Raw genomic sequence first — 18,133 nt, 5'->3', positions numbered from 1 at the left:
GCAAATATTACGTTGATAACGACAAAAAAGCAAGTTATCTGTCTGATTTGGTACCGAGGACGGGACTTGAACCCGTAAGCCCAATCGGGCACTACCACCTCAAGGTAGCGTGTCTACCAATTCCACCACCCCGGCACTGATTCAAATGGTTGTTTTTACTGATTAAGTCGTCACAACCACTTTAAAACTTTCTTTCTATTTCTGACTACTGACTTCTTTTGAAACATTACTGCGGGATATCACTACTCGGCTTAGTCGGCGCTACTGGTGCTGTAGTCTGTTCAGCTTTTGCTGGCTGACCCAGATTTTCCCACTCGCTGCCTTTATTGCCCTGGTTGGTGCTCATATTGCCCAAAATCAAGCTAATGACGAAAAATAGCGCCGCCAATACAGCCGTCATGCGGGTCATAAAGTTACCGGAACCATTCGAACCGAACAGAGTTGCAGAAGCACCTGCTCCGAATGAGGCTCCCATATCCGCGCCTTTACCTTGCTGCAGCATGATCAGAGCAACTAGCCCAATCGAAATCAGCAAGAAAATAACCAGAAGAGCTTCGTACATAGTTGTACCTGTATCCTTGCGGGTTCACCGCATGCCAAATGCTTCTCACCCATCAAGCGGGGGACTTATTCACCCACTTAAGCGGGTGTGAATACTAACCAAAGCGTCTAGTACACGCAAGGGCAATTTCATTACATAGGTTTATTTGCGGAAAAAAACGTCAAGTTATTCAACTTCAGCATAATTTACAGGGGAGAGAACCCCCTCCCCCGCTAAAAAATCATTATCCTGCCGCTTTTACCGCATCAGCAATCCGATTCGCCATTTCAGAAATCAGTGCCTCTTCAGCATCACCTTCAACCATCACTCGGATTAATGGTTCAGTACCTGACTTACGCAACAGAACTCGGCCACGGTCGCCCAGTTCTTTTTCAACCTGGCGGGTCACTTCTTCAACTGAATCTGATTTCAGTGGATTATGATCACCAGAGAAACGCACATTGACCAGAATTTGTGGCAATAACTTCATACCGCTGCACAAATCCTGCAAGCTCATATGGTTACGCACCATCGCAGTCAGCACCTGCAAACCAGCCACAATACCATCACCAGTGGTGGTTTTATCCAACAGGATTACGTGGCCTGAGTTTTCAGCACCAATTCTCCAGCCTTTTTCCTGCATAGCTTCCAGCACGTAGCGGTCGCCTACTTTAGCGCGAACAAACGGAATGCCCAGCTCCTTCAACGCCAGTTGCAACCCCATATTGCTCATCAGAGTGCCGACAGCGCCGCCTTTCAGCTGGCCTTGACGTAGACCTTCACGAGCAATGATATAGAGGATCTGGTCGCCATCAACCTTATTACCCAAGTGATCGACCATCATCAGCCGGTCACCGTCGCCGTCAAATGCCAGCCCAACATGCGCTTTTTCGGCAAGAACACGTTCTTGCAGCAAGCGAACATCTGTGGCACCACATTGCTCGTTAATGTTCATACCATCCGGCTCACAGCCGATAGTAATGACGGTTGCACCTAGCTCGCGCAATACGCTTGGCGCAATGTGATAAGTTGCGCCATTAGCGCAATCGACCACAATTTTCAGCTCATTCAAGCTGAGTTCGCTCGGGAATGTCCCTTTGCAAAACTCAATGTAACGGCCCGCAGCATCCACGATACGGTTGGCTTTGCCCAGCTCCGCAGATTCTACGCAAGTTAATGGTTTTTCCATCTCGGCTTCAATCGCCTCTTCCACATCATCAGGCAATTTAGTGCCGTCAATTGAGAAGAATTTAATGCCATTATCATAGAAAGGATTATGGGATGCCGAAATAACGATGCCCGCTTCTGCGCGGAAAGTTCGCGTCAAATAAGCAACCGCAGGGGTCGGCATCGGACCGGTGAATGAAGCGGATAGCCCTGCAGCAGCCAGACCGGCTTCCAGTGCTGATTCCAGCATATAGCCAGAAATGCGCGTATCCTTACCGATGATAATTTTACGAGAACCATGTCGAGCCAGAACTTTACCGGCAGCCCAGCCCAGCTTTAATACAAAATCTGGCGTAATCGGGCTGTCACCCACTTTGCCGCGAATGCCATCTGTACCAAAGTATTTACGGTTACTCATAATTTTTATTTATCCCTTCGCTGAAAGTGTTGCCTCGACGATACACATCGCCTCGACAGTTTCTTTGACATCATGCACTCTGACAATCTGCGCGCCTTGCATTGCGGCAATGACAGCGCAAGCGACACTCCCGATAACCCGTTGTTGTGGTGGAACATTTAATAGCTGCCCAACCATAGATTTTCGTGACATCCCGACCAATAATGGCAGATCAAAATGGTGAAGTTCGGCCAACCGTGCCAGTAGTTGATAATTATGCGCCAGATTTTTACCGAAACCGAAGCCCGGGTCGAGTAACAATTTACTTTTTGCGATACCGCCCGCAACACAACGGTCAATATGGTGCTTAAAAAACTGATTTATATCAGTCATAAGATCATCGTAATGAGGGGACTGCTGCATACTTTGTGGCTGCCCTTGCATATGCATCAGGCACACCGGCAAGCCGGTTTTTGCCGCAGCTTCAAGCGCACCGGGTTCTTGCAACGAACGAATATCATTGATTAGGTGAGCGCCGACACGAGCTGACTCAGTGATTACCGCTGCTTTGGATGTATCTACAGATAGCCAAACATCAAAACGTTTCGCCAATGCTTCCACCACAGGCACGACCCGATCAAGTTCTTCTTGCTCACTAACTTCAGCAGCACCGGGGCGAGTGGACTCACCACCAATATCAATTAGCGTAGCACCCGCCGATAACATCAGTTGGGCGTGTTGTAATGCTTTATCAAGATTATTGTGATGCCCACCATCCGAAAATGAATCTGGTGTGACATTCAGAATACCCATAACCTGCGGGCGAGTGAGATCCAACTTCAGACCTCTAGCCTTTAAATGCATACTATTACGCCTCAAAAAAGAAAAACCCCGAGCAAGCCCGAGGTTTATATTAATCACATCGCTTTTAGATGCCAACAGTAGACTTACTTATCGCCCAACTGCTCTGACATAGTATTGCCCGGCGTTGGTGTATGTGGCTCATCAACCGGTGTTGGTGCCTTTGGCGTACTATCGTTGTCAGATGATTTAGTCTTGTTTACATCATCCCACCCCGCTGGCGGGCGGACTTCTTTGCGATTCATCAAGTCATCAATCTGTGGAGCATCAATAGTTTCATACTTCATCAAAGCGTCTTTCATGGTATGCAGAACATCCATGTTTTCCATCAGCAAAGTACGCGCGCGCTGATAGTTACGCTCGACAAGTAATTTAACTTCCTGATCAATAATACGCGCTGTTTCATCGGACATATGCTTGGCTTTCGCAACAGAACGGCCAAGGAACACTTCGCCCTCTTCTTCAGCATACAGCAACGGCCCCAGTTTCTCGGAGAAGCCCCACTGTGTCACCATGTTGCGTGCGATAGACGTAGCGACTTTGATATCATTCGATGCACCGGTAGAAACTTTTTCCGGGCCATAAATGATTTCTTCAGCAAGACGACCACCATACAAAGTCGAGATCTGGCTTTCCAGTTTCTGACGGCTGGCACTGATTGCATCACCTTCCGGTAGGAAGAATGTCACACCCAATGCACGACCACGCGGGATAATGGTCACTTTATGTACTGGGTCATGCTCAGGTACCAGGCGACCGATAATCGCATGCCCTGCTTCATGATATGCCGTCGATTCTTTCTGCGCTTCTGTCATTACCATGGAGCGACGTTCCGCACCCATCATAATTTTGTCTTTCGCTTTCTCAAACTCAGACATTGAAACAACACGTTTGTTACCGCGAGCGGCAAACAGTGCGGCTTCGTTGACCAGGTTAGCCAAGTCAGCACCAGAGAAGCCTGGTGTACCACGAGCGATGACGGAAGCATCAATATCGGTATCTAATGGCACGCGGCGCATGTGAACTTTCAAAATCTGTTCACGACCACGAACATCCGGTAAACCCACCACAACCTGACGGTCAAAACGGCCTGGACGCAGTAACGCCGGGTCAAGAACGTCTGGACGGTTAGTTGCCGCGATGACGATGATGCCTTCATTACCTTCAAAGCCATCCATCTCCACCAGCATTTGGTTCAGAGTCTGTTCACGTTCGTCATGACCGCCGCCCAGACCTGCGCCACGCTGACGGCCTACCGCATCAATTTCATCAATAAAGATGATACAAGGCGCGGCTTTCTTAGCCTGTTCAAACATGTCACGGACACGGGATGCACCCACACCAACAAACATTTCTACGAAGTCAGAACCCGAAATGGTGAAGAATGGCACTTTAGCTTCACCTGCAATGGCTTTCGCCAGCAAGGTTTTACCCGTCCCCGGAGGGCCGACCATCAATACGCCTTTCGGAATTTTACCGCCCAATTTCTGGAAACGGCTTGGCTCGCGTAGATATTCAACCAATTCACTGACTTCTTCTTTTGCTTCGTCACAACCGGCGACATCAGCAAAAGAAGTTTTTATCTGATCTTCCGTCAGCATTCGGGCTTTGCTCTTGCCAAAGGACATTGCCCCTTTGCCGCCGCCGCCCTGCATTTGACGCATAAAGAAGATCCAGACCCCAATCAGCAACAGCATTGGGAACCAAGAAATAAAGATAGAAGCCAGCAAGCTCGGTTCTTCCGGTGGCTCACCAACAACTTTCACATTTTTAGTCAATAAGACATCTAACAGCTTTGGATCGTTGACCGGAATGAAAGTCGTATATTTGCTGTTATCTTTCTTACTGACGTTAATTTCACGTCCATTGATACGTGCTTCACGAACCTGATCTTGGGTTACGTCGGACATGAAAGTAGAGTAATCCACTCTACGACCATTCGATTCGCTGGGTCCAAAGCTCTGGAATACAGACATCAATACGACTGCAATAACTAACCAGAGTATTAGGTTTTTCGCCATGTCACTCAAGGGATTAACCTCATATTACAACTGTGTTAACAAACAGCGTTAGGGTACTACAGTTTCCGCCCTGTCGCTACAATGTACACTTCACGTGATCGCGCACGAGAAGCGTCTGGCTTACGAATCTTAACTTTCGTAAACAGGGAGCGAATTTCCCGTAGGTATTCATCAAAGCCATCTCCCTGGAACACTTTCACCAAGAAACTTCCGCCTGGTGCAAGTACATCACGACACATTTCCAAAGCTAATTCAACCAGATACATTGATTTAGGTATATCAACTGCCGGAGTACCACTCATATTCGGGGCCATATCAGACATGACCACCTGAACTTTTTTATCCCCAACGCGCTCAAGTAAAGCTTTCAGAACCAGTTCATCACGAAAATCGCCCTGAAGGAAATCGACACCAACGATAGGATCCATTGGTAGAAGATCACATGCGATGACTCGCCCTTTACCGCCGATCTGGGTTACAACATATTGAGACCAACCTCCGGGTGCAGCGCCTAAATCGACGACTGTCATACCGGGTTTAAAAAGTTTATCGTTTTGTTGTATTTCATCAAGTTTAAACCAGGCACGGGAGCGAAGCCCCTTTTTCTGTGCCTGAATGACATATTTATCGCTAAAGTGTTCTTGTAACCAGCGACTCGAGCTACCTGAACGCTTTTTATTAGACATCTCTTTTTCCAACTATCTTAATTAAGAGTCCGCGCATCTATTGCTTAGCTCGCGTAAACTCCCTCTCGGCGTAGACCGATTTGGTGATACACATGAGATGGCGGTAGAATGAACCGTTTTCAATCCCAACTTAAGCAAAAAAGACGATGAATCTGAATAACAAACAAAAACAGCACCTGAAAAGCTTGGCCCATCCATTAAAGCCAGTAGTCATGTTAGGCAATAACGGATTAACCGAAGGGGTGCTGGCTGAAATCGAACAAACGCTGGAACATCATGAACTTATTAAGGTGAAGATCACTGCTGAAGAGCGTGAAACCAAAGCCCTAATTGCTGATGCCATCGTGCGTGAGACCGGTGCCGTTAACGTCCAAATCATCGGTAATATTTTAGTGCTCTATCGTCCAGCAAAAGAGCGCAAAATTATTTTACCGCGTTAATGACGCTTGTTTTAGAGAAAAGGTGCCATGCACTTTGTTCTGATAAAAGGCCGCAAGCGGCCTTTTACTTTTCTTTACAACTTCATTTTTTATAAATAATGCATGCTTACTGTTCAGTTGAACAAGTATTACACATAATCTACGGTAAGAATTTCATATTCTACTTCGCCACCTGGAGTACGGATAACAACTACGTCATCGACTTCTTTACCAATCAGGCCACGAGCAATAGGTGAGTTAACGGAAATAAGATTTTGTTTAAAATCAGCTTCGTCATCACCCACAATCCGGTATTGCTGCTCTTCTTCAGAAACCACATTTAATACACGCACAGTGGAACCAAAAATAACGCGGCCATTATTTGGCATTTTGGTGATATCAATCACCTGCGCATTAGAGAGCTTTGCTTCTATTTCTTGAATGCGGCCCTCACAGAACCCTTGCTGCTCGCGGGCTGCGTGGTATTCCGCATTTTCTTTTAAGTCGCCATGTTCACGGGCAGTAGCGATATCAGCAATAATTTTAGGGCGACGAACGCCTTTCAAAAAATCCAGCTCTTCGCGCAATTTTTCTGCGCCATTTACCGTCATCGGAATCTGTTTCATCTTTTAAATACCTCTAAATCTATCCTGTTCAAAAAACCGTCATCCTAACGTTTTCGAATGAAAATGCGGCAAGTCAGATACTTTACCCGCCTCCAGGCGATAAACAAAAAAATCACCCCCGGAGCTAAAACCCCAAGTCAGGATCGATTTTGCATTTTGATATGCATTTTAACGTAGAGTTCCTTTAGGGTCATCGTTTACTTTCGCCCTCGTTGCACCGTAGTATGGCAACACGTTATTCAGCAGTTATATCGAAATTATGCATTTTTCACGAATTGTCAGTGGATTGGCCTGTGCTATTGCAATCAATATCAGCATATCTAATGCCAATGCGGCTCAAGTTGAGAATTACACACAATATCTGCCTGATGGGGCAAATCTTGCGTTAGTCGTGCAAAAAATCGGGGCCACAACCCCGGCAATAGACTATCACGCTCAGCAGATGGCATTACCTGCCAGTACGCAAAAGGTTCTGACCGCGTTGGCGGCATTGTTACAACTGGGCCCAGATTTTCGCTTTAATACCACATTGGAAAGCCACGCCACAATCGCGGACGGTGTATTACGCGGTAATTTAATTGCCCGTTTTGATGGCGATCCCACCTTAACACGCCAACAGTTGCGTAATATGGTGGCGACACTCAGAAAAGCGGGTGTAAAACAAATCGCCGGTGATTTGATTATCGATACGTCGGTTTTTGCCAGCCATGACAAAGCCCCTGGTTGGCCGTGGAACGACATGACGCAATGCTTTAGCGCCCCGCCAGCTGCGGCGATTGTCGACCGGAACTGTTTTTCAGTCTCCCTCTATAGCGCCCCGAACCCCGGCGACATGGCGTTTATCCGAGTCGCATCTTATTACCCGGTGCAGATGTTCAGTGAAGTCCGCACCTTAGCTAAAGGTTCGCCTGATGCACAATATTGCGAATTAGATGTGGTGCCCGGTGAGTTAAACCGGTTCACACTGACGGGCTGCCTGACACAACGCAGTGAGCCGCTGCCCTTGGCCTTCGCAGTACAAAATGGTGCCAGCTATGCCGGGGCTATTTTGAAGGATGAATTGAAGAAAGCTGATATCCAAATTGATGGCAGTTTGCGCCGTCAAACTACGCCAAATCCAGCAGGCACCCTGTTAGCTCAAGCGCAATCAGCGCCGCTACATGACTTATTGAAAATCATGTTGAAAAAGTCTGACAACATGATTGCGGACACGGTATTTAGAACTATTGGTCATCAGCGGTTTGGGGTGCCAGGTACATGGCGCGCTGGCGCTGATGCTGTACGCCAAGTATTGCGCCAAAAAGCGGGGGTAGACCTCGGAAATAGTATTGTCGTGGATGGGTCTGGCTTATCACGGCATAACCTTATTTCACCGGCAACCATGATGCAGACGTTGCAATATATTGCTCAACACGATCAAGAGCTTAACTTTATCTCAATGCTGCCATTATCAGGCTACGACGGCACATTACGTTATCGTGGTGGGCTACACGAAGCCGGGGTTGACGGCAAGGTTTCAGCGAAAACAGGTGCTTTGCAAGGCGTGTACAATCTGGCCGGATTTATAACTACCGCCAGTGGGCAGCGTATGGCCTTTGTACAATTTTTATCTGGCTACGCGGTACCACCTGAAGACCAAAAAAATCGTCGGGCACCATTAGTTCGTTTCGAAAGTCGCCTGTATAAAGATATTTATCAGAATAACTAACATCCTTATTATGATAGCGAAAAACCATGAAACTACTGATTGTTGAAGATGACGAACTGTTACAACGAGGGATCGCCATGGCGCTGACTAACGCGGGCTATCCCTGTGACTGCGCGGGTACCGCCGCAGAGGCGCACAGTTTGTTGCTCACCAGCCAGTACAGCATGGTGATTCTTGACCTCGGTTTACCGGATCAAGATGGTGCCGTATTGCTTCGTCAATGGCGGCGCGAGCATGTCACGCTGCCGGTGCTTATCCTGACAGCGCGCGATGCACTTGAGGATAGAGTTGACGGGCTGGATGCCGGTGCTGACGATTACTTAATAAAACCTTTCGCCCTCGCAGAATTGCTGGCCCGTGTTCGAGCGCTGATCCGCCGCTATCAAGGGCAAAGTGACAATCTGGTCCAGCAAGATGACCTGAGTCTTAATCTGTCTACCCAGCAAGTGTGTTTGCAGGGCCAACAGTTGGAAGTCACGCCCAAAGAATTTGCGATTCTCTCGCGTTTAATTATGCGGGCTGGCCAAACTGTCAATCGTGAATTGTTGCAGCAAGACCTGTATACCTGGAATGACGATCTCGGCTCCAATACGCTGGAAGTACATATTCACAATCTGCGGCGTAAATTGGGTAAAGACAGGATCCGGACAGTCCGGGGCATTGGCTATCGACTGGAAGCACTATGATGATCAGTATGCGACGCCGTCTCATTTTAATGCTGGCGTTAATATTACTGATTACTCAGTTGATCAGCGCGTTTTGGTTATGGCATGAAAGCCAAGAGCAAATCAGCTTTCTGGTCGATGAAACCCTAAGTGCCAAAGTGCGCAATGAGCGGGTTGATACCGAAATCGCCGAAGCCATTGCCTCACTACTTGCGCCGTCGCTCATCATGATGGCTATCACCCTGCTGCTCTCTTTATGGGCAATCAGTTGGATTATTCGGCCACTGGACCAATTACAGCAGAAGCTAGCCGAGCGTTCCGCCGATAATCTGACGCCCGTCATTGTTAACAGTGACATGCAAGAAATTGTCTCGGTCACTTCGACCCTTAATCAGCTGCTATCCCGGCTCTCCAATACTATTCAACAGGAGCGCTTGTTCACCGCCGATGCTGCGCACGAGCTGCGCACTCCGCTTGCCGGCATTCGGCTGCATCTTGAATTGATGGAACAGCAAGGTATTGCTGAAAGCAAACCGCTTATCAGCCGGATTGATTTATTAATACATACCATTGAGCAATTATTGATGCTGTCGAGGGCTGGGCAAAACTTTGCCAGCGGCCTTTATCAGACTCTCGATTGGATAGAAAACGTGGTGCAACCACTGAAAGAAGAGCTGGAGGAAATGTGTGCTCAGCGCCAGCAAACTCTACTGTGGGCACTTCCCCCTGATGCTCAGACTCAGGGCGATGCTACATTACTACGTTTGATGCTGCGTAATTTGGTGGAGAATGCACATCGTTACAGCCCGGTAGGCAGCCAAATATCCGTCAAACTCGCGACCGAAGCTCAGGGCAACCTGTTGCAAATCATAGATGAAGGGCCGGGAATAAAGCAGGAACAAGCCGGTGAACTGACTCAGGCGTTTCGCCGTATGGATCAGCGTTATGGCGGCAGCGGCTTAGGGTTGAATATTGTGATCCGAATTGCCCAACTGCACCAAGGCCGTCTAACGCTGGAGAATCGCACTGATCGCTCCGGGTTAAAAGCGCAATGTTGGATACCGACGACCACCCATAGCTAAAGTCAGCAGTTCAAATATCAACTTTATAATCATCTGTTTTATAAACAAAAAGGCCACCATGAAAGGTAGCCTTTGTTTCAATTCTTTTTTACTGATGAACGATAATTCTTACAGACAAACTATAATTCTTACAGACAAACTACAACGGACAAATTAGCGTTCGTAGATAAACTCTATGCCGTCATCGTCTTCTTCATCCCAATCATCGTCTTCATCTTCTGCTTCAGCTTCCACTTCAGCCAGTTGCTCACGGTGATAGTCATCCCACATGAATTCAACTTTTTCTGGCGCGCTTTCAGCAATAGCCATCTCTTTGGGTTGCGAGTTAATGAAGTTCATTACATCCCAGCACAGCGCATTCACGTTGTCGCGATTTGCAGCCGAGATCATATAATACTTATCTTCCCATCCCAGAGCTTCTACAATGGCCTTAGCGCGTGCTTCAGCTTCTTCTGGGTCTAGCAGGTCAATCTTATTGAAAACAAGCCAGCGTGGCTTCTTAGCCAGATTTTCACTGTATTGCTGCAACTCATTAATAATGACTTTGGCATTTTGAACCGGATCAGATTCATCAATGGGGGCCAAATCGACTAAGTGCAGTAGCACGCGGCAACGTTCCAAATGTTTTAGGAAACGGATACCCAGGCCAGCACCTTCTGAAGCGCCTTCAATCAGACCAGGAATATCGGCAACCACAAAGCTTTGCTCGTAATCCATACGCACCACACCCAAGCTTGGGATTAGAGTGGTAAATGGATAATCAGCAACTTTTGGTTTAGCAGCAGAAACCGCGCGGATAAAGGTTGATTTACCGGCATTAGGTAACCCCAGCATCCCAACATCAGCCAGCAGCAGCAGCTCTAACGTCAGGTCACGGGTCTCGCCTTCAGTACCCATAGTCTTCTGGCGCGGGGCACGGTTAACTGAGGATTTGAAGCGGGCATTACCTAATCCGTGGAAACCGCCTTTTGCGACCATCTGACGCTGACCATGACGGGTCATATCAGCGACAATCTCACCTGTTCCCTGATCCAATACGCGGGTACCCACCGGGACTTTAATGGTGATGTCTTTACCCCGTTTACCGGTACAGTCGCGGCTCTGACCATTCTGCCCACGTTCAGCACGGAAAGATTTCACAAAATGGTAATCAATCAGTGTGTTGAGGTTTTCATCAGCCAGCAGGTAAATATCGCCACCGTCGCCACCGTCGCCACCATCAGGGCCACCATTAGGGATATATTTTTCGCGACGGAAACTGACACAACCGTTACCACCGTCACCGGCTACAACCAAAATCGTAGCTTCATCAACAAACTTCATTTACTTTCTCCGTAAATCATTCACCAGGCTGCTATTTTTGCGCAGCAACCGGGTTTATCGCTGTCCGACGTGGCCACCAACGGTGCCCAATTGCGGAAAACATTGCACCTGCCACCACCACGAATGCGCCTACATATCCCACAAAGTTGAGAGATGGTGCGGCGAACATATCTGGCCAGGCCAGCGCCAATAAAATTGAAAAAAACAAGGTAAATAGCGGCGTCAATGTGACGAGCGCACTTACCTGCGCTGCCTGCCAGCGCGCCATGGCCTCAGCCAAAGCACCATAACCAACCAGGGTATTAACCCCACAAAATAGTAAACAGGCAAACTGCCACCCATTTAGCTGAAAAATAACGGCTGGCTTTGCTAATGGGAATAATGCAATTGCACATAAAGTGTACAACAATAATAAGATTTGTTGCGATGCCATACGCCTTAATAGCACCTTCTGGGCAACACCATAACTCACCCAGACAACCGCTGCACAAACTCCCAATACCACGCCAAGAGTGTAATCAGTCAAACGGGTAAAAATCTCATGCAAACTGGTGTTAAAAAATAACATCAGGCCACAAATCAGCATAACCGCACCAATAACTTGGTTGATGCGCATCTGCTCTTTTAAAATCAGCACACTGGCAACCATCATCCCGACGGGTGAAAGTTGCCCGATGACCTGAGATGTGGTCGGGCTGAGATATTGTAATGATGAACTGAAGAAGATGAAATTCCCCAGCAAGCCACAGGTCGCAATAATCAGTAATACCAGCCAGCGACGTTGGCGAAAAAGTTTAAGCGAGGGCAACTGACGGCGTGAAGCCAGAATAATCCCCAAGCCGATAGCCGCCATCATAAAACGATACCAAACAATGGTATAAGGCTCCATGACCTCGAGCACTTGCTTCATTGCAATCGGCAAGGCACCCCAGAATACGGCAGTGGTCAGTGCCAAAAAAATACCTAAACCAGCCTGCTGCTTCGTATCCATTTTTTACCAGGGGGGTTAACCCAGAAATGTAAAAAGCCCCGCAACGAAATTGCAGGGCTTACATCTATTTACAGGACGCGAAAAACTTATTCAGCTTCGATGCTGATAAATTTACGGTTTTTCGGGCCTTTAACTTCGAACTTGACTTTACCGTCAGCCAAAGCAAACAGAGTATGGTCTTTGCCGCAACCAACGTTGATGCCTGCATGGAACTTAGTGCCACGCTGACGAACGATGATGCTGCCTGCCAGAACTGCTTCGCCGCCAAAACGTTTTACGCCAAGACGTTTACTTTCGGAGTCACGACCGTTACGAGTCGAGCCACCAGCCTTTTTATGTGCCATTTATCCGCTCTCCTAAATCTTAAGCGCTGATGCCGGTGATTTTGACATCAGTGAACCACTGACGATGACCTTGCTGCTTACGGTAATGCTTACGACGACGGAATTTAACAATCTTAATCTTCTCGCCACGACCGTGAGCAACTACTTCAGCCTTGATCTTGCCACCATCGACTAAAGGAGCGCCGATACTGATTTCTTCACCGTTAGCAATCATCAGAACTTGGTCAAACTCAACAGTTTCACCAGTTGCGATGTCCAGCTTTTCCAGGCGAATGGTCTGACCTTCGCTTACTCGGTGTTGTTTACCACCACTTTGGAAAACCGCGTACATATAAAACTCCGCTTTCCGCGCACTCCACTTTTGTAGTCCAGAGCGCACTATAAATATTCACAATAGGGCGCGAATTCTACGCAAAAATGTAGTGAATGACAAGTATATAATCAGCTCAAGAGAAGAAAAAAAGCACAGTTTCTTACATCTCGTTTATTTGATGGATTTTTCAAGTACAATCATAGTCTCAGGGAACGTCATGTAATAATGTGGGCGGTAATCTCATCGCAGTTAAAGAGAAAAACAGCTGAATATAACAATGAACCTAGAAAAGATTATCGACTTAACCGCGCCAGATATGGCGGCTGTAAACACCACTATTCTCGACCAATTGAACTCTGATGTTGTTCTCATCAATCAATTGGGCCATTACATTATCAGTGGTGGCGGCAAACGCATTCGCCCCATGATCGCTGTCTTGGTGGCTCGAGCGCTTGGCTATCAAGGGACGAAACATATCACGGTCGCAGCATTGATTGAATTTATTCATACGGCCACTCTGCTGCATGATGATGTCGTCGATGAATCTGATATGCGCCGAGGTAAGGCTACAGCAAATGCCGCCTTTGGTAATGCTGCCAGCGTATTGGTGGGCGATTATATCTATACGCGCTCATTCCAGATGATGACCAGCCTTGAATCACTGCGGGTGCTAACATTGATGTCAGCAGCCACGAACGTGATTGCTGAGGGTGAGGTTTTGCAGTTAATGAACTGCAACAATCCTGACATCACTGAAGAAAACTATATGCAGGTCATCTATAGCAAGACAGCGCGCTTATTCGAAGCGGCTTCACAGTCTGCGGCTATATTGTCTGATGCCACGCAAGAGCAAGAACTCGCATTACAGAATTATGGCCGCTATCTGGGCACCGCTTTTCAACTTATCGACGACTTGCTGGATTACAGCTCCGATGGCACCACTTTGGGTAAAAATACCGGTGATGACCTCAATGAAGGCAAGCCGACACTTCCCTTACTGCATGCCATGCGTAATGGGACGCCGGAACATGCCGCAATGATTCGGCAAGCCATTGAAGAAGGGAATGGCCGCCATTTACTCGAACCGGTATTGCTTGCCATGCAACAGTGCGGATCACTGGACTACACCCGCCAGCGTGCTGAAGAAGAAGCCGATAAAGCCATTGCTGCCTTGCAGGTTCTCCCTGAAAGCGAATATCGACTGGCACTGGAAGGATTAGCTCATATTTCTGTACAACGCTCATTTTAAGAAACCATTAGGAAAACTCTGGCACCTTGCCGGAGTTTTCCTTTTGTTAGTCACCAAAAACATTGAGATACATATCAATCTACTGATATTAAAAGAGTTAAATAGCCTGTAACTGTTGTATTTCATTCATGACAAAAGCTGCACCTCGCCCACCATTATCCACACTCATCTATCGTCAACCGCTCTATTAAGCTTTTAGCGCCCTCACGAAAAATAAATGCGATAACTTGCTCACGTTCGGCTTCTGTAAAACGATAATACGCTTCAACCCATAGCACCAGAGGGTCCTGCCTCGTTGTAATATATTGGGCTGGCTCTTCTCTTAACTGTAATGAATTCAATATGGTGACAGGTAAACTTTCAATATGATACTCGACAGCCTTACCCTGAACACCACGACGACGGCGCTGTTCCCATCCCTCACGTTTAGCCATGAGGTTGACTCCTTGTGGAGATGACGGTAACCCATCAAGACCTGCCAATTCCTTAGCGGCAAACCACTCTTTTTTCATGGTGTTGCTTCCTAATATGCGTTATGACACAAAAAAGGAATATTTAGAAAACATTTAAAATTTTTCAGAAAATAAATGTTAGTATACTTCTAAATGATTACTTTCTGTTCACCGTACGATTAACAATGTACCGTTATTTATATCACTAACACGTCAGCGGCTTAGAAAAAAAAAAGGATTAAAGATGATTTTAAGGAAATCTGATTGGCACCCTGCCGACATCATTGCTGCACTTCGTAAGAAAGACACCACTCTGGCGGCGGTCTCTCGAAAAGCAGGTTTAAGTTCATCCACACTTGCTAATGCATTAACACGCCCTTGGCCCAAGGGAGAATGGTTGATTGCAGAATGCCTGGACATTCATCCTTCCGAAATTTGGCCAACACGCTATTTTGATTCAAAAACCGGTGCCCTTATCGACCGAAAAGTGAGGATTCGCCAGCCTATTGTCCAGGCATAAAAAAACCGCCAATAAACTGCTTCGGCGGTTGATGGTGTCATTTCAGGGGCGACGTTAGCCCCTGCTACACAGATTTATTTGACGAACTGCTCGCCTAACTCAATATCTTTGTGCAGGACATCTAGCATGCTTTCCAGCGCTTGTTGTTCAAAAGCACTCAGTTTGCCGATATCTTTACGTTCTGCTACGCCGTTTTTGCCCAATAGAATTGGCTGAGCAAAGAAGCGGGCATATTTACCATCGCCTTCAACGTAAGAACATTCCACAACATTGCTTTCGCCTTGCAGAGCGCGAACCAAAGAAAGACCGAAGCGTGCAGCAGCTTGCCCCATAGACAGAGTCGCTGACCCGCCACCGGCTTTTGCTTCAACCACTTCAGTACCTGCATTCTGGATACGCTTTGTCAGATCAATAACTTCTTGTTCTGTGAAGCTGATACCTGGAATTTGTGAAAGTAATGGCAGGATAGTCACACCTGAGTGACCACCAATAACTGGCACTTCGATATCCTGAGGTTGTTTGCCTTTCAGTTCAGCCACAAAGGTGTTTGAACGGATGGCATCCAGCGTAGTAATACCGAATAATTTGTTTTTGTCGTAAACACCGGCTTTTTTCAGCACTTCAGCGGCGATAGCAACCGTAGTATTCACTGGGTTAGTAATGATACCAATTAATGCTTTCGGGCAAGTGCGCGCGACTTGCTCAACCAGATTACGCACGATACCGGCGTTAACATTGAACAGATCTGAACGGTCCATACCAGGTTTACGTGCTACGCCCGCAGAGATCAGAACAATATCTGCCCCTTCCAGGGCTGGGGTAGCATCTTCACCGCTGAAGCCTTTAATATTAACAGCAGTCGGGATATGGCTCAGATCAACCGCAACACCAGGAGTCACTGGCGCGATATCATATAATGAGAGGTCTGAACCTGAAGGAAGCTGGGTCTTGAGTAGAAGAGCGAGGGCCTGGCCGATACCACCAGCGGCACCGAGAACTGCAACTTTCATCCTATACTCCTTATTATATTTAATTTAAATTTGCCGTGAATTCATCTATTTACGAACCATAATTTATTGCGATTTTAAACACAATCTATTAACAGTCAGATTGAGATATCACGCATCAAAAAGGCGCATAAGGTTTGTATATTTTAGAGTAAATCGCTTATTCATTAATGATATAGCGCACATTATTCTAAAATTCCTCGCAGTATTCATGACAGGTTAATCGGCGGTTACATTACACCCTTTTTTCACATCAAAACAACATCATTTTAATAACATTTTAGCTACCCAAACCAAATGTTAATAAAAGTATATTTAGCATAATTGTAACAGCGAGATGATGTTAACATTCCAGCGCACCTTGATATCAGGGCTTTTATCGCCAATACTCCATAGTCATGTTGCATAAAAATTCATTTATATGCATAATAATCCTATTCACGATTGACTGTTCAGGGCATAAACAATGCGTAACCCCGCCAAACAAGAAGATCTTATCAAGGCGTTTAAAGCGTTATTGAAAGAAGAGAAATTCAGTTCCCAAGGTGAAATCGTTTTAGCCTTGCAAGAAGAAGGTTTCGAAAATATTAACCAGTCCAAAGTTTCGCGTATGTTGACCAAATTTGGTGCGGTCAGAACACGTAATGCAAAAATGGAAATGGTTTATTGTTTACCGGCTGAATTAGGGGTTCCGACAACCAGCAGCCCACTAAAGAACTTGGTATTAGATGTCGATTATAACGATTCGGTAGTCGTGATTAATACCAGCCCAGGAGCGGCCCAATTGATTGCCCGCCTGCTGGATTCATTAGGTAAAGCGGAAGGTATTCTAGGCAGCATTGCCGGTGACGACACCATTTTCACCACGCCGGCCAGAGGTTTCACTGTCGAACAGTTACATGAAGCTATCCTCCGCTTGTTCGAGCAAGAGCTTTAACTCGGCACTTTATCTGGTGCGGCGTGATACGCCGCATTATGCTTTTGAGCCTGTTTCTCTATTCTCTCTATCATCTGCCTCTTTAGCTCTAAACCAGAGTATCCGACTTCCTATTCCTTTCTACACCACAAAATAATTCTGTTTTCCTCTTATTAACGGTCAAACCCACCAGACTCTTTCGCACTTTTAGTCAAAAATACTCATTTCATTGAAATTAATACCTTTTTTAACAAACCTGCTGTTTTTTAATCATTTTTTATTCCTTTTAGTTCTTAAAAAGTAATAACCAAGGGTAAAGTGACTCTAAATATTATTAGCGGACTATTAATATTCTCCGTTACTAGATGTATACTCATTTTCGTGACGTAAATCACACTTCCTTTGAAGTGATAAAAGAATAAATAGAGGCAATAATATGAAAGTTAAAACTACCATCGCGACCATTAGCATTCTATCTGCGCTGTCATTTGGTGTTTTTGCAGCCGATTCAATCAGCGAAAGCCAGGCCAAAAACTTACAGCCGATGGGCACTATTACCGTCAGTGGCCTGAATGGCGCACCTTCTGATATTCGTCAGGCGCTGTCTGAGAAAGCCGATGCTATGGGCGCTAAAGCTTACAAAGTGATTGAAGCTCGTGAAGAGAATAATTGGCATGCCACCGCCACTATCTACCAATAATTGTTGAGTTGGTCGTCATTTATCATCGAGATATAAAGAATGGCGGCAAAGCCACAGTTGAGATTTAAGTTGAATCAGCAGTAAAACCAACAGGCCAAAAGCACCAAAATGCATAATAAGCGCTGTTGGATTGTTAAATTTTATC

General features: G+C 46.4%; 20 protein-coding genes and 1 tRNA gene. 8 read left to right on the top strand and 13 right to left on the bottom strand.

What is annotated here, in order from left to right:
* Positions 1-48: 48 nt before the first annotated feature.
* From OVO64_RS12230 to rlmE, 6 genes are all read right to left on the bottom strand, one after another.
* Positions 49-135 (bottom strand) — tRNA-Leu (locus tag OVO64_RS12230).
* A gap of 91 nt (positions 136-226) precedes the next feature.
* Entirely contained in the window at positions 227-562 is a 336-nt protein-coding gene (secG, locus tag OVO64_RS12225; RefSeq protein WP_004389230.1) for a preprotein translocase subunit SecG, read from the bottom strand.
* Positions 563-785: 223 nt separating this feature from the next.
* The gene (gene glmM, locus OVO64_RS12220) at positions 786-2,126 is read right to left on the bottom strand and encodes a phosphoglucosamine mutase (protein WP_038636804.1); all 1,341 of its coding nucleotides are present in this window, start codon (positions 2,124-2,126) and stop codon (positions 786-788) included.
* A gap of 9 nt (positions 2,127-2,135) precedes the next feature.
* On the bottom strand, positions 2,136-2,969 hold the full coding sequence (gene folP, locus OVO64_RS12215) for a dihydropteroate synthase (protein ID WP_038636807.1): 834 nt from the start codon (positions 2,967-2,969) through the stop codon (positions 2,136-2,138).
* Positions 2,970-3,052: 83 nt separating this feature from the next.
* A complete protein-coding gene (gene ftsH, locus OVO64_RS12210) occupies positions 3,053-4,987 on the bottom strand; it encodes an ATP-dependent zinc metalloprotease FtsH (protein ID WP_038636810.1) in 1,935 nt (644 codons plus the stop codon).
* A 56-nt stretch (positions 4,988-5,043) separates the two neighbouring features.
* Complete coding sequence (gene rlmE, locus OVO64_RS12205; protein ID WP_032819268.1) at positions 5,044-5,673, bottom strand: 23S rRNA (uridine(2552)-2'-O)-methyltransferase RlmE; 630 nt, start codon at positions 5,671-5,673, stop codon at positions 5,044-5,046.
* A gap of 146 nt (positions 5,674-5,819) precedes the next feature.
* Between rlmE and yhbY the strand changes: the two genes are divergently transcribed.
* Positions 5,820-6,113, top strand: coding sequence for a ribosome assembly RNA-binding protein YhbY (yhbY, locus tag OVO64_RS12200; RefSeq protein WP_004389225.1), 294 nt, complete (start codon positions 5,820-5,822; stop codon positions 6,111-6,113).
* Between the two features lie 128 nt (positions 6,114-6,241).
* Here yhbY and greA read toward each other — a convergent pair whose 3' ends face one another.
* Positions 6,242-6,718, bottom strand: a complete 477-nt coding sequence (gene greA / locus OVO64_RS12195; protein ID WP_038636813.1) for a transcription elongation factor GreA — start codon at positions 6,716-6,718, stop codon at positions 6,242-6,244.
* 259 nt (positions 6,719-6,977) lie between these two features.
* On the opposite strand from greA, the gene dacB reads away from it, so the two are divergent.
* The 3 genes from dacB to pmrB are packed head-to-tail and all read left to right on the top strand — an operon-like array spanning position 6,978 to position 10,173.
* Positions 6,978-8,426, top strand: coding sequence for a serine-type D-Ala-D-Ala carboxypeptidase (gene dacB / locus OVO64_RS12190; RefSeq protein ID WP_267248799.1), 1,449 nt, complete (start codon positions 6,978-6,980; stop codon positions 8,424-8,426).
* Positions 8,427-8,452: 26 nt separating this feature from the next.
* Positions 8,453-9,112: a two-component system response regulator PmrA gene (gene pmrA / locus OVO64_RS12185; protein WP_038636819.1), complete on the top strand. Its 660-nt coding sequence runs from the start codon at positions 8,453-8,455 to the stop codon at positions 9,110-9,112.
* The gene (gene pmrB / locus OVO64_RS12180; RefSeq protein WP_038639877.1) at positions 9,112-10,173 is read left to right on the top strand and encodes a two-component system sensor histidine kinase PmrB; all 1,062 of its coding nucleotides are present in this window, start codon (positions 9,112-9,114) and stop codon (positions 10,171-10,173) included. Before pmrA ends, pmrB begins: the two co-directional genes overlap by 1 nt.
* A 153-nt stretch (positions 10,174-10,326) precedes the next feature.
* Here pmrB and cgtA read toward each other — a convergent pair whose 3' ends face one another.
* The 4 genes from cgtA to rplU all read right to left on the bottom strand — a co-directional run bounded on the left by cgtA (position 10,327) and on the right by rplU (position 13,162).
* Positions 10,327-11,496, bottom strand: a complete 1,170-nt coding sequence (gene cgtA, locus OVO64_RS12175; protein WP_038636821.1) for an Obg family GTPase CgtA — start codon at positions 11,494-11,496, stop codon at positions 10,327-10,329.
* A gap of 31 nt (positions 11,497-11,527) precedes the next feature.
* Positions 11,528-12,487, bottom strand: a complete 960-nt coding sequence (locus tag OVO64_RS12170; RefSeq protein ID WP_038636824.1) for a DMT family transporter — start codon at positions 12,485-12,487, stop codon at positions 11,528-11,530.
* A gap of 86 nt (positions 12,488-12,573) precedes the next feature.
* The gene (gene rpmA / locus OVO64_RS12165) at positions 12,574-12,831 is read right to left on the bottom strand and encodes a 50S ribosomal protein L27 (protein ID WP_002210179.1); all 258 of its coding nucleotides are present in this window, start codon (positions 12,829-12,831) and stop codon (positions 12,574-12,576) included.
* Between the two features lie 19 nt (positions 12,832-12,850).
* The gene (rplU, locus tag OVO64_RS12160) at positions 12,851-13,162 is read right to left on the bottom strand and encodes a 50S ribosomal protein L21 (RefSeq protein ID WP_038636827.1); all 312 of its coding nucleotides are present in this window, start codon (positions 13,160-13,162) and stop codon (positions 12,851-12,853) included.
* A gap of 259 nt (positions 13,163-13,421) precedes the next feature.
* Here rplU and ispB point away from each other — a divergent pair, with 259 nt between their 5' ends.
* Positions 13,422-14,393: an octaprenyl diphosphate synthase gene (ispB, locus tag OVO64_RS12155; RefSeq protein WP_038636830.1), complete on the top strand. Its 972-nt coding sequence runs from the start codon at positions 13,422-13,424 to the stop codon at positions 14,391-14,393.
* Between the two features lie 155 nt (positions 14,394-14,548).
* Here ispB and OVO64_RS12150 read toward each other — a convergent pair whose 3' ends face one another.
* Positions 14,549-14,905 (bottom strand): DNA-binding protein, encoded by a 357-nt coding sequence (locus OVO64_RS12150; RefSeq protein WP_038636833.1) that lies wholly within the window; start codon positions 14,903-14,905, stop codon positions 14,549-14,551.
* 184 nt (positions 14,906-15,089) lie between these two features.
* Between OVO64_RS12150 and OVO64_RS12145 the strand changes: the two genes are divergently transcribed.
* The gene (locus tag OVO64_RS12145) at positions 15,090-15,365 is read left to right on the top strand and encodes a helix-turn-helix domain-containing protein (RefSeq protein WP_038636837.1); all 276 of its coding nucleotides are present in this window, start codon (positions 15,090-15,092) and stop codon (positions 15,363-15,365) included.
* Positions 15,366-15,439: 74 nt separating this feature from the next.
* Here OVO64_RS12145 and mdh read toward each other — a convergent pair whose 3' ends face one another.
* Positions 15,440-16,375 carry a malate dehydrogenase gene (gene mdh, locus OVO64_RS12140; RefSeq protein ID WP_267248798.1) on the bottom strand — a complete coding sequence of 312 codons (936 nt, stop codon included), beginning with the start codon at positions 16,373-16,375 and terminating at the stop codon, positions 15,440-15,442.
* A 463-nt stretch (positions 16,376-16,838) separates the two neighbouring features.
* Here mdh and argR point away from each other — a divergent pair, with 463 nt between their 5' ends.
* Positions 16,839-17,309, top strand: coding sequence for a transcriptional regulator ArgR (gene argR, locus OVO64_RS12135; RefSeq protein ID WP_004389210.1), 471 nt, complete (start codon positions 16,839-16,841; stop codon positions 17,307-17,309).
* Between the two features lie 415 nt (positions 17,310-17,724).
* Positions 17,725-17,988 carry a peroxide/acid stress response protein YhcN gene (yhcN, locus tag OVO64_RS12130; RefSeq protein ID WP_038636844.1) on the top strand — a complete coding sequence of 88 codons (264 nt, stop codon included), beginning with the start codon at positions 17,725-17,727 and terminating at the stop codon, positions 17,986-17,988.
* Positions 17,989-18,133 lie beyond the last annotated feature (145 nt).

Source organism: Yersinia sp. Marseille-Q5920, from assembly GCF_946902935.1.
Taxonomy (GTDB): Bacteria; Pseudomonadota; Gammaproteobacteria; order Enterobacterales; family Enterobacteriaceae; genus Yersinia; species Yersinia rochesterensis.
This window is presented reverse-complemented; position numbering and strand designations above follow the sequence as displayed.

Excerpts from the sequence above, each read along its gene's own strand:
- argR (WP_004389210.1), top strand. The coding sequence starts at position 16,839 with ATGCGTAACCCCGCCAAACAAGAAGATCTTATCAAGGCGTTTAAAGCG.
- OVO64_RS12150 (WP_038636833.1), bottom strand. The coding sequence starts at position 14,905 with ATGAAAAAAGAGTGGTTTGCCGCTAAGGAATTGGCAGGTCTTGATGGG.
- folP (WP_038636807.1), bottom strand. The coding sequence starts at position 2,969 with ATGCATTTAAAGGCTAGAGGTCTGAAGTTGGATCTCACTCGCCCGCAG.
- rlmE (WP_032819268.1), bottom strand. The coding sequence starts at position 5,673 with ATGTCTAATAAAAAGCGTTCAGGTAGCTCGAGTCGCTGGTTACAAGAA.
- ispB (WP_038636830.1), top strand. The coding sequence starts at position 13,422 with ATGAACCTAGAAAAGATTATCGACTTAACCGCGCCAGATATGGCGGCT.
- greA (WP_038636813.1), bottom strand. The coding sequence starts at position 6,718 with ATGAAACAGATTCCGATGACGGTAAATGGCGCAGAAAAATTGCGCGAA.
- glmM (WP_038636804.1), bottom strand. The coding sequence starts at position 2,126 with ATGAGTAACCGTAAATACTTTGGTACAGATGGCATTCGCGGCAAAGTG.
- yhbY (WP_004389225.1), top strand. The coding sequence starts at position 5,820 with ATGAATCTGAATAACAAACAAAAACAGCACCTGAAAAGCTTGGCCCAT.
- pmrB (WP_038639877.1), top strand. The coding sequence starts at position 9,112 with ATGATCAGTATGCGACGCCGTCTCATTTTAATGCTGGCGTTAATATTA.
- rpmA (WP_002210179.1), bottom strand. The coding sequence starts at position 12,831 with ATGGCACATAAAAAGGCTGGTGGCTCGACTCGTAACGGTCGTGACTCC.
- ftsH (WP_038636810.1), bottom strand. The coding sequence starts at position 4,987 with ATGGCGAAAAACCTAATACTCTGGTTAGTTATTGCAGTCGTATTGATG.
- OVO64_RS12145 (WP_038636837.1), top strand. The coding sequence starts at position 15,090 with ATGATTTTAAGGAAATCTGATTGGCACCCTGCCGACATCATTGCTGCA.
- mdh (WP_267248798.1), bottom strand. The coding sequence starts at position 16,375 with ATGAAAGTTGCAGTTCTCGGTGCCGCTGGTGGTATCGGCCAGGCCCTC.
- cgtA (WP_038636821.1), bottom strand. The coding sequence starts at position 11,496 with ATGAAGTTTGTTGATGAAGCTACGATTTTGGTTGTAGCCGGTGACGGT.
- dacB (WP_267248799.1), top strand. The coding sequence starts at position 6,978 with ATGCATTTTTCACGAATTGTCAGTGGATTGGCCTGTGCTATTGCAATC.
- pmrA (WP_038636819.1), top strand. The coding sequence starts at position 8,453 with ATGAAACTACTGATTGTTGAAGATGACGAACTGTTACAACGAGGGATC.
- yhcN (WP_038636844.1), top strand. The coding sequence starts at position 17,725 with ATGAAAGTTAAAACTACCATCGCGACCATTAGCATTCTATCTGCGCTG.
- rplU (WP_038636827.1), bottom strand. The coding sequence starts at position 13,162 with ATGTACGCGGTTTTCCAAAGTGGTGGTAAACAACACCGAGTAAGCGAA.
- OVO64_RS12170 (WP_038636824.1), bottom strand. The coding sequence starts at position 12,487 with ATGGATACGAAGCAGCAGGCTGGTTTAGGTATTTTTTTGGCACTGACC.
- secG (WP_004389230.1), bottom strand. The coding sequence starts at position 562 with ATGTACGAAGCTCTTCTGGTTATTTTCTTGCTGATTTCGATTGGGCTA.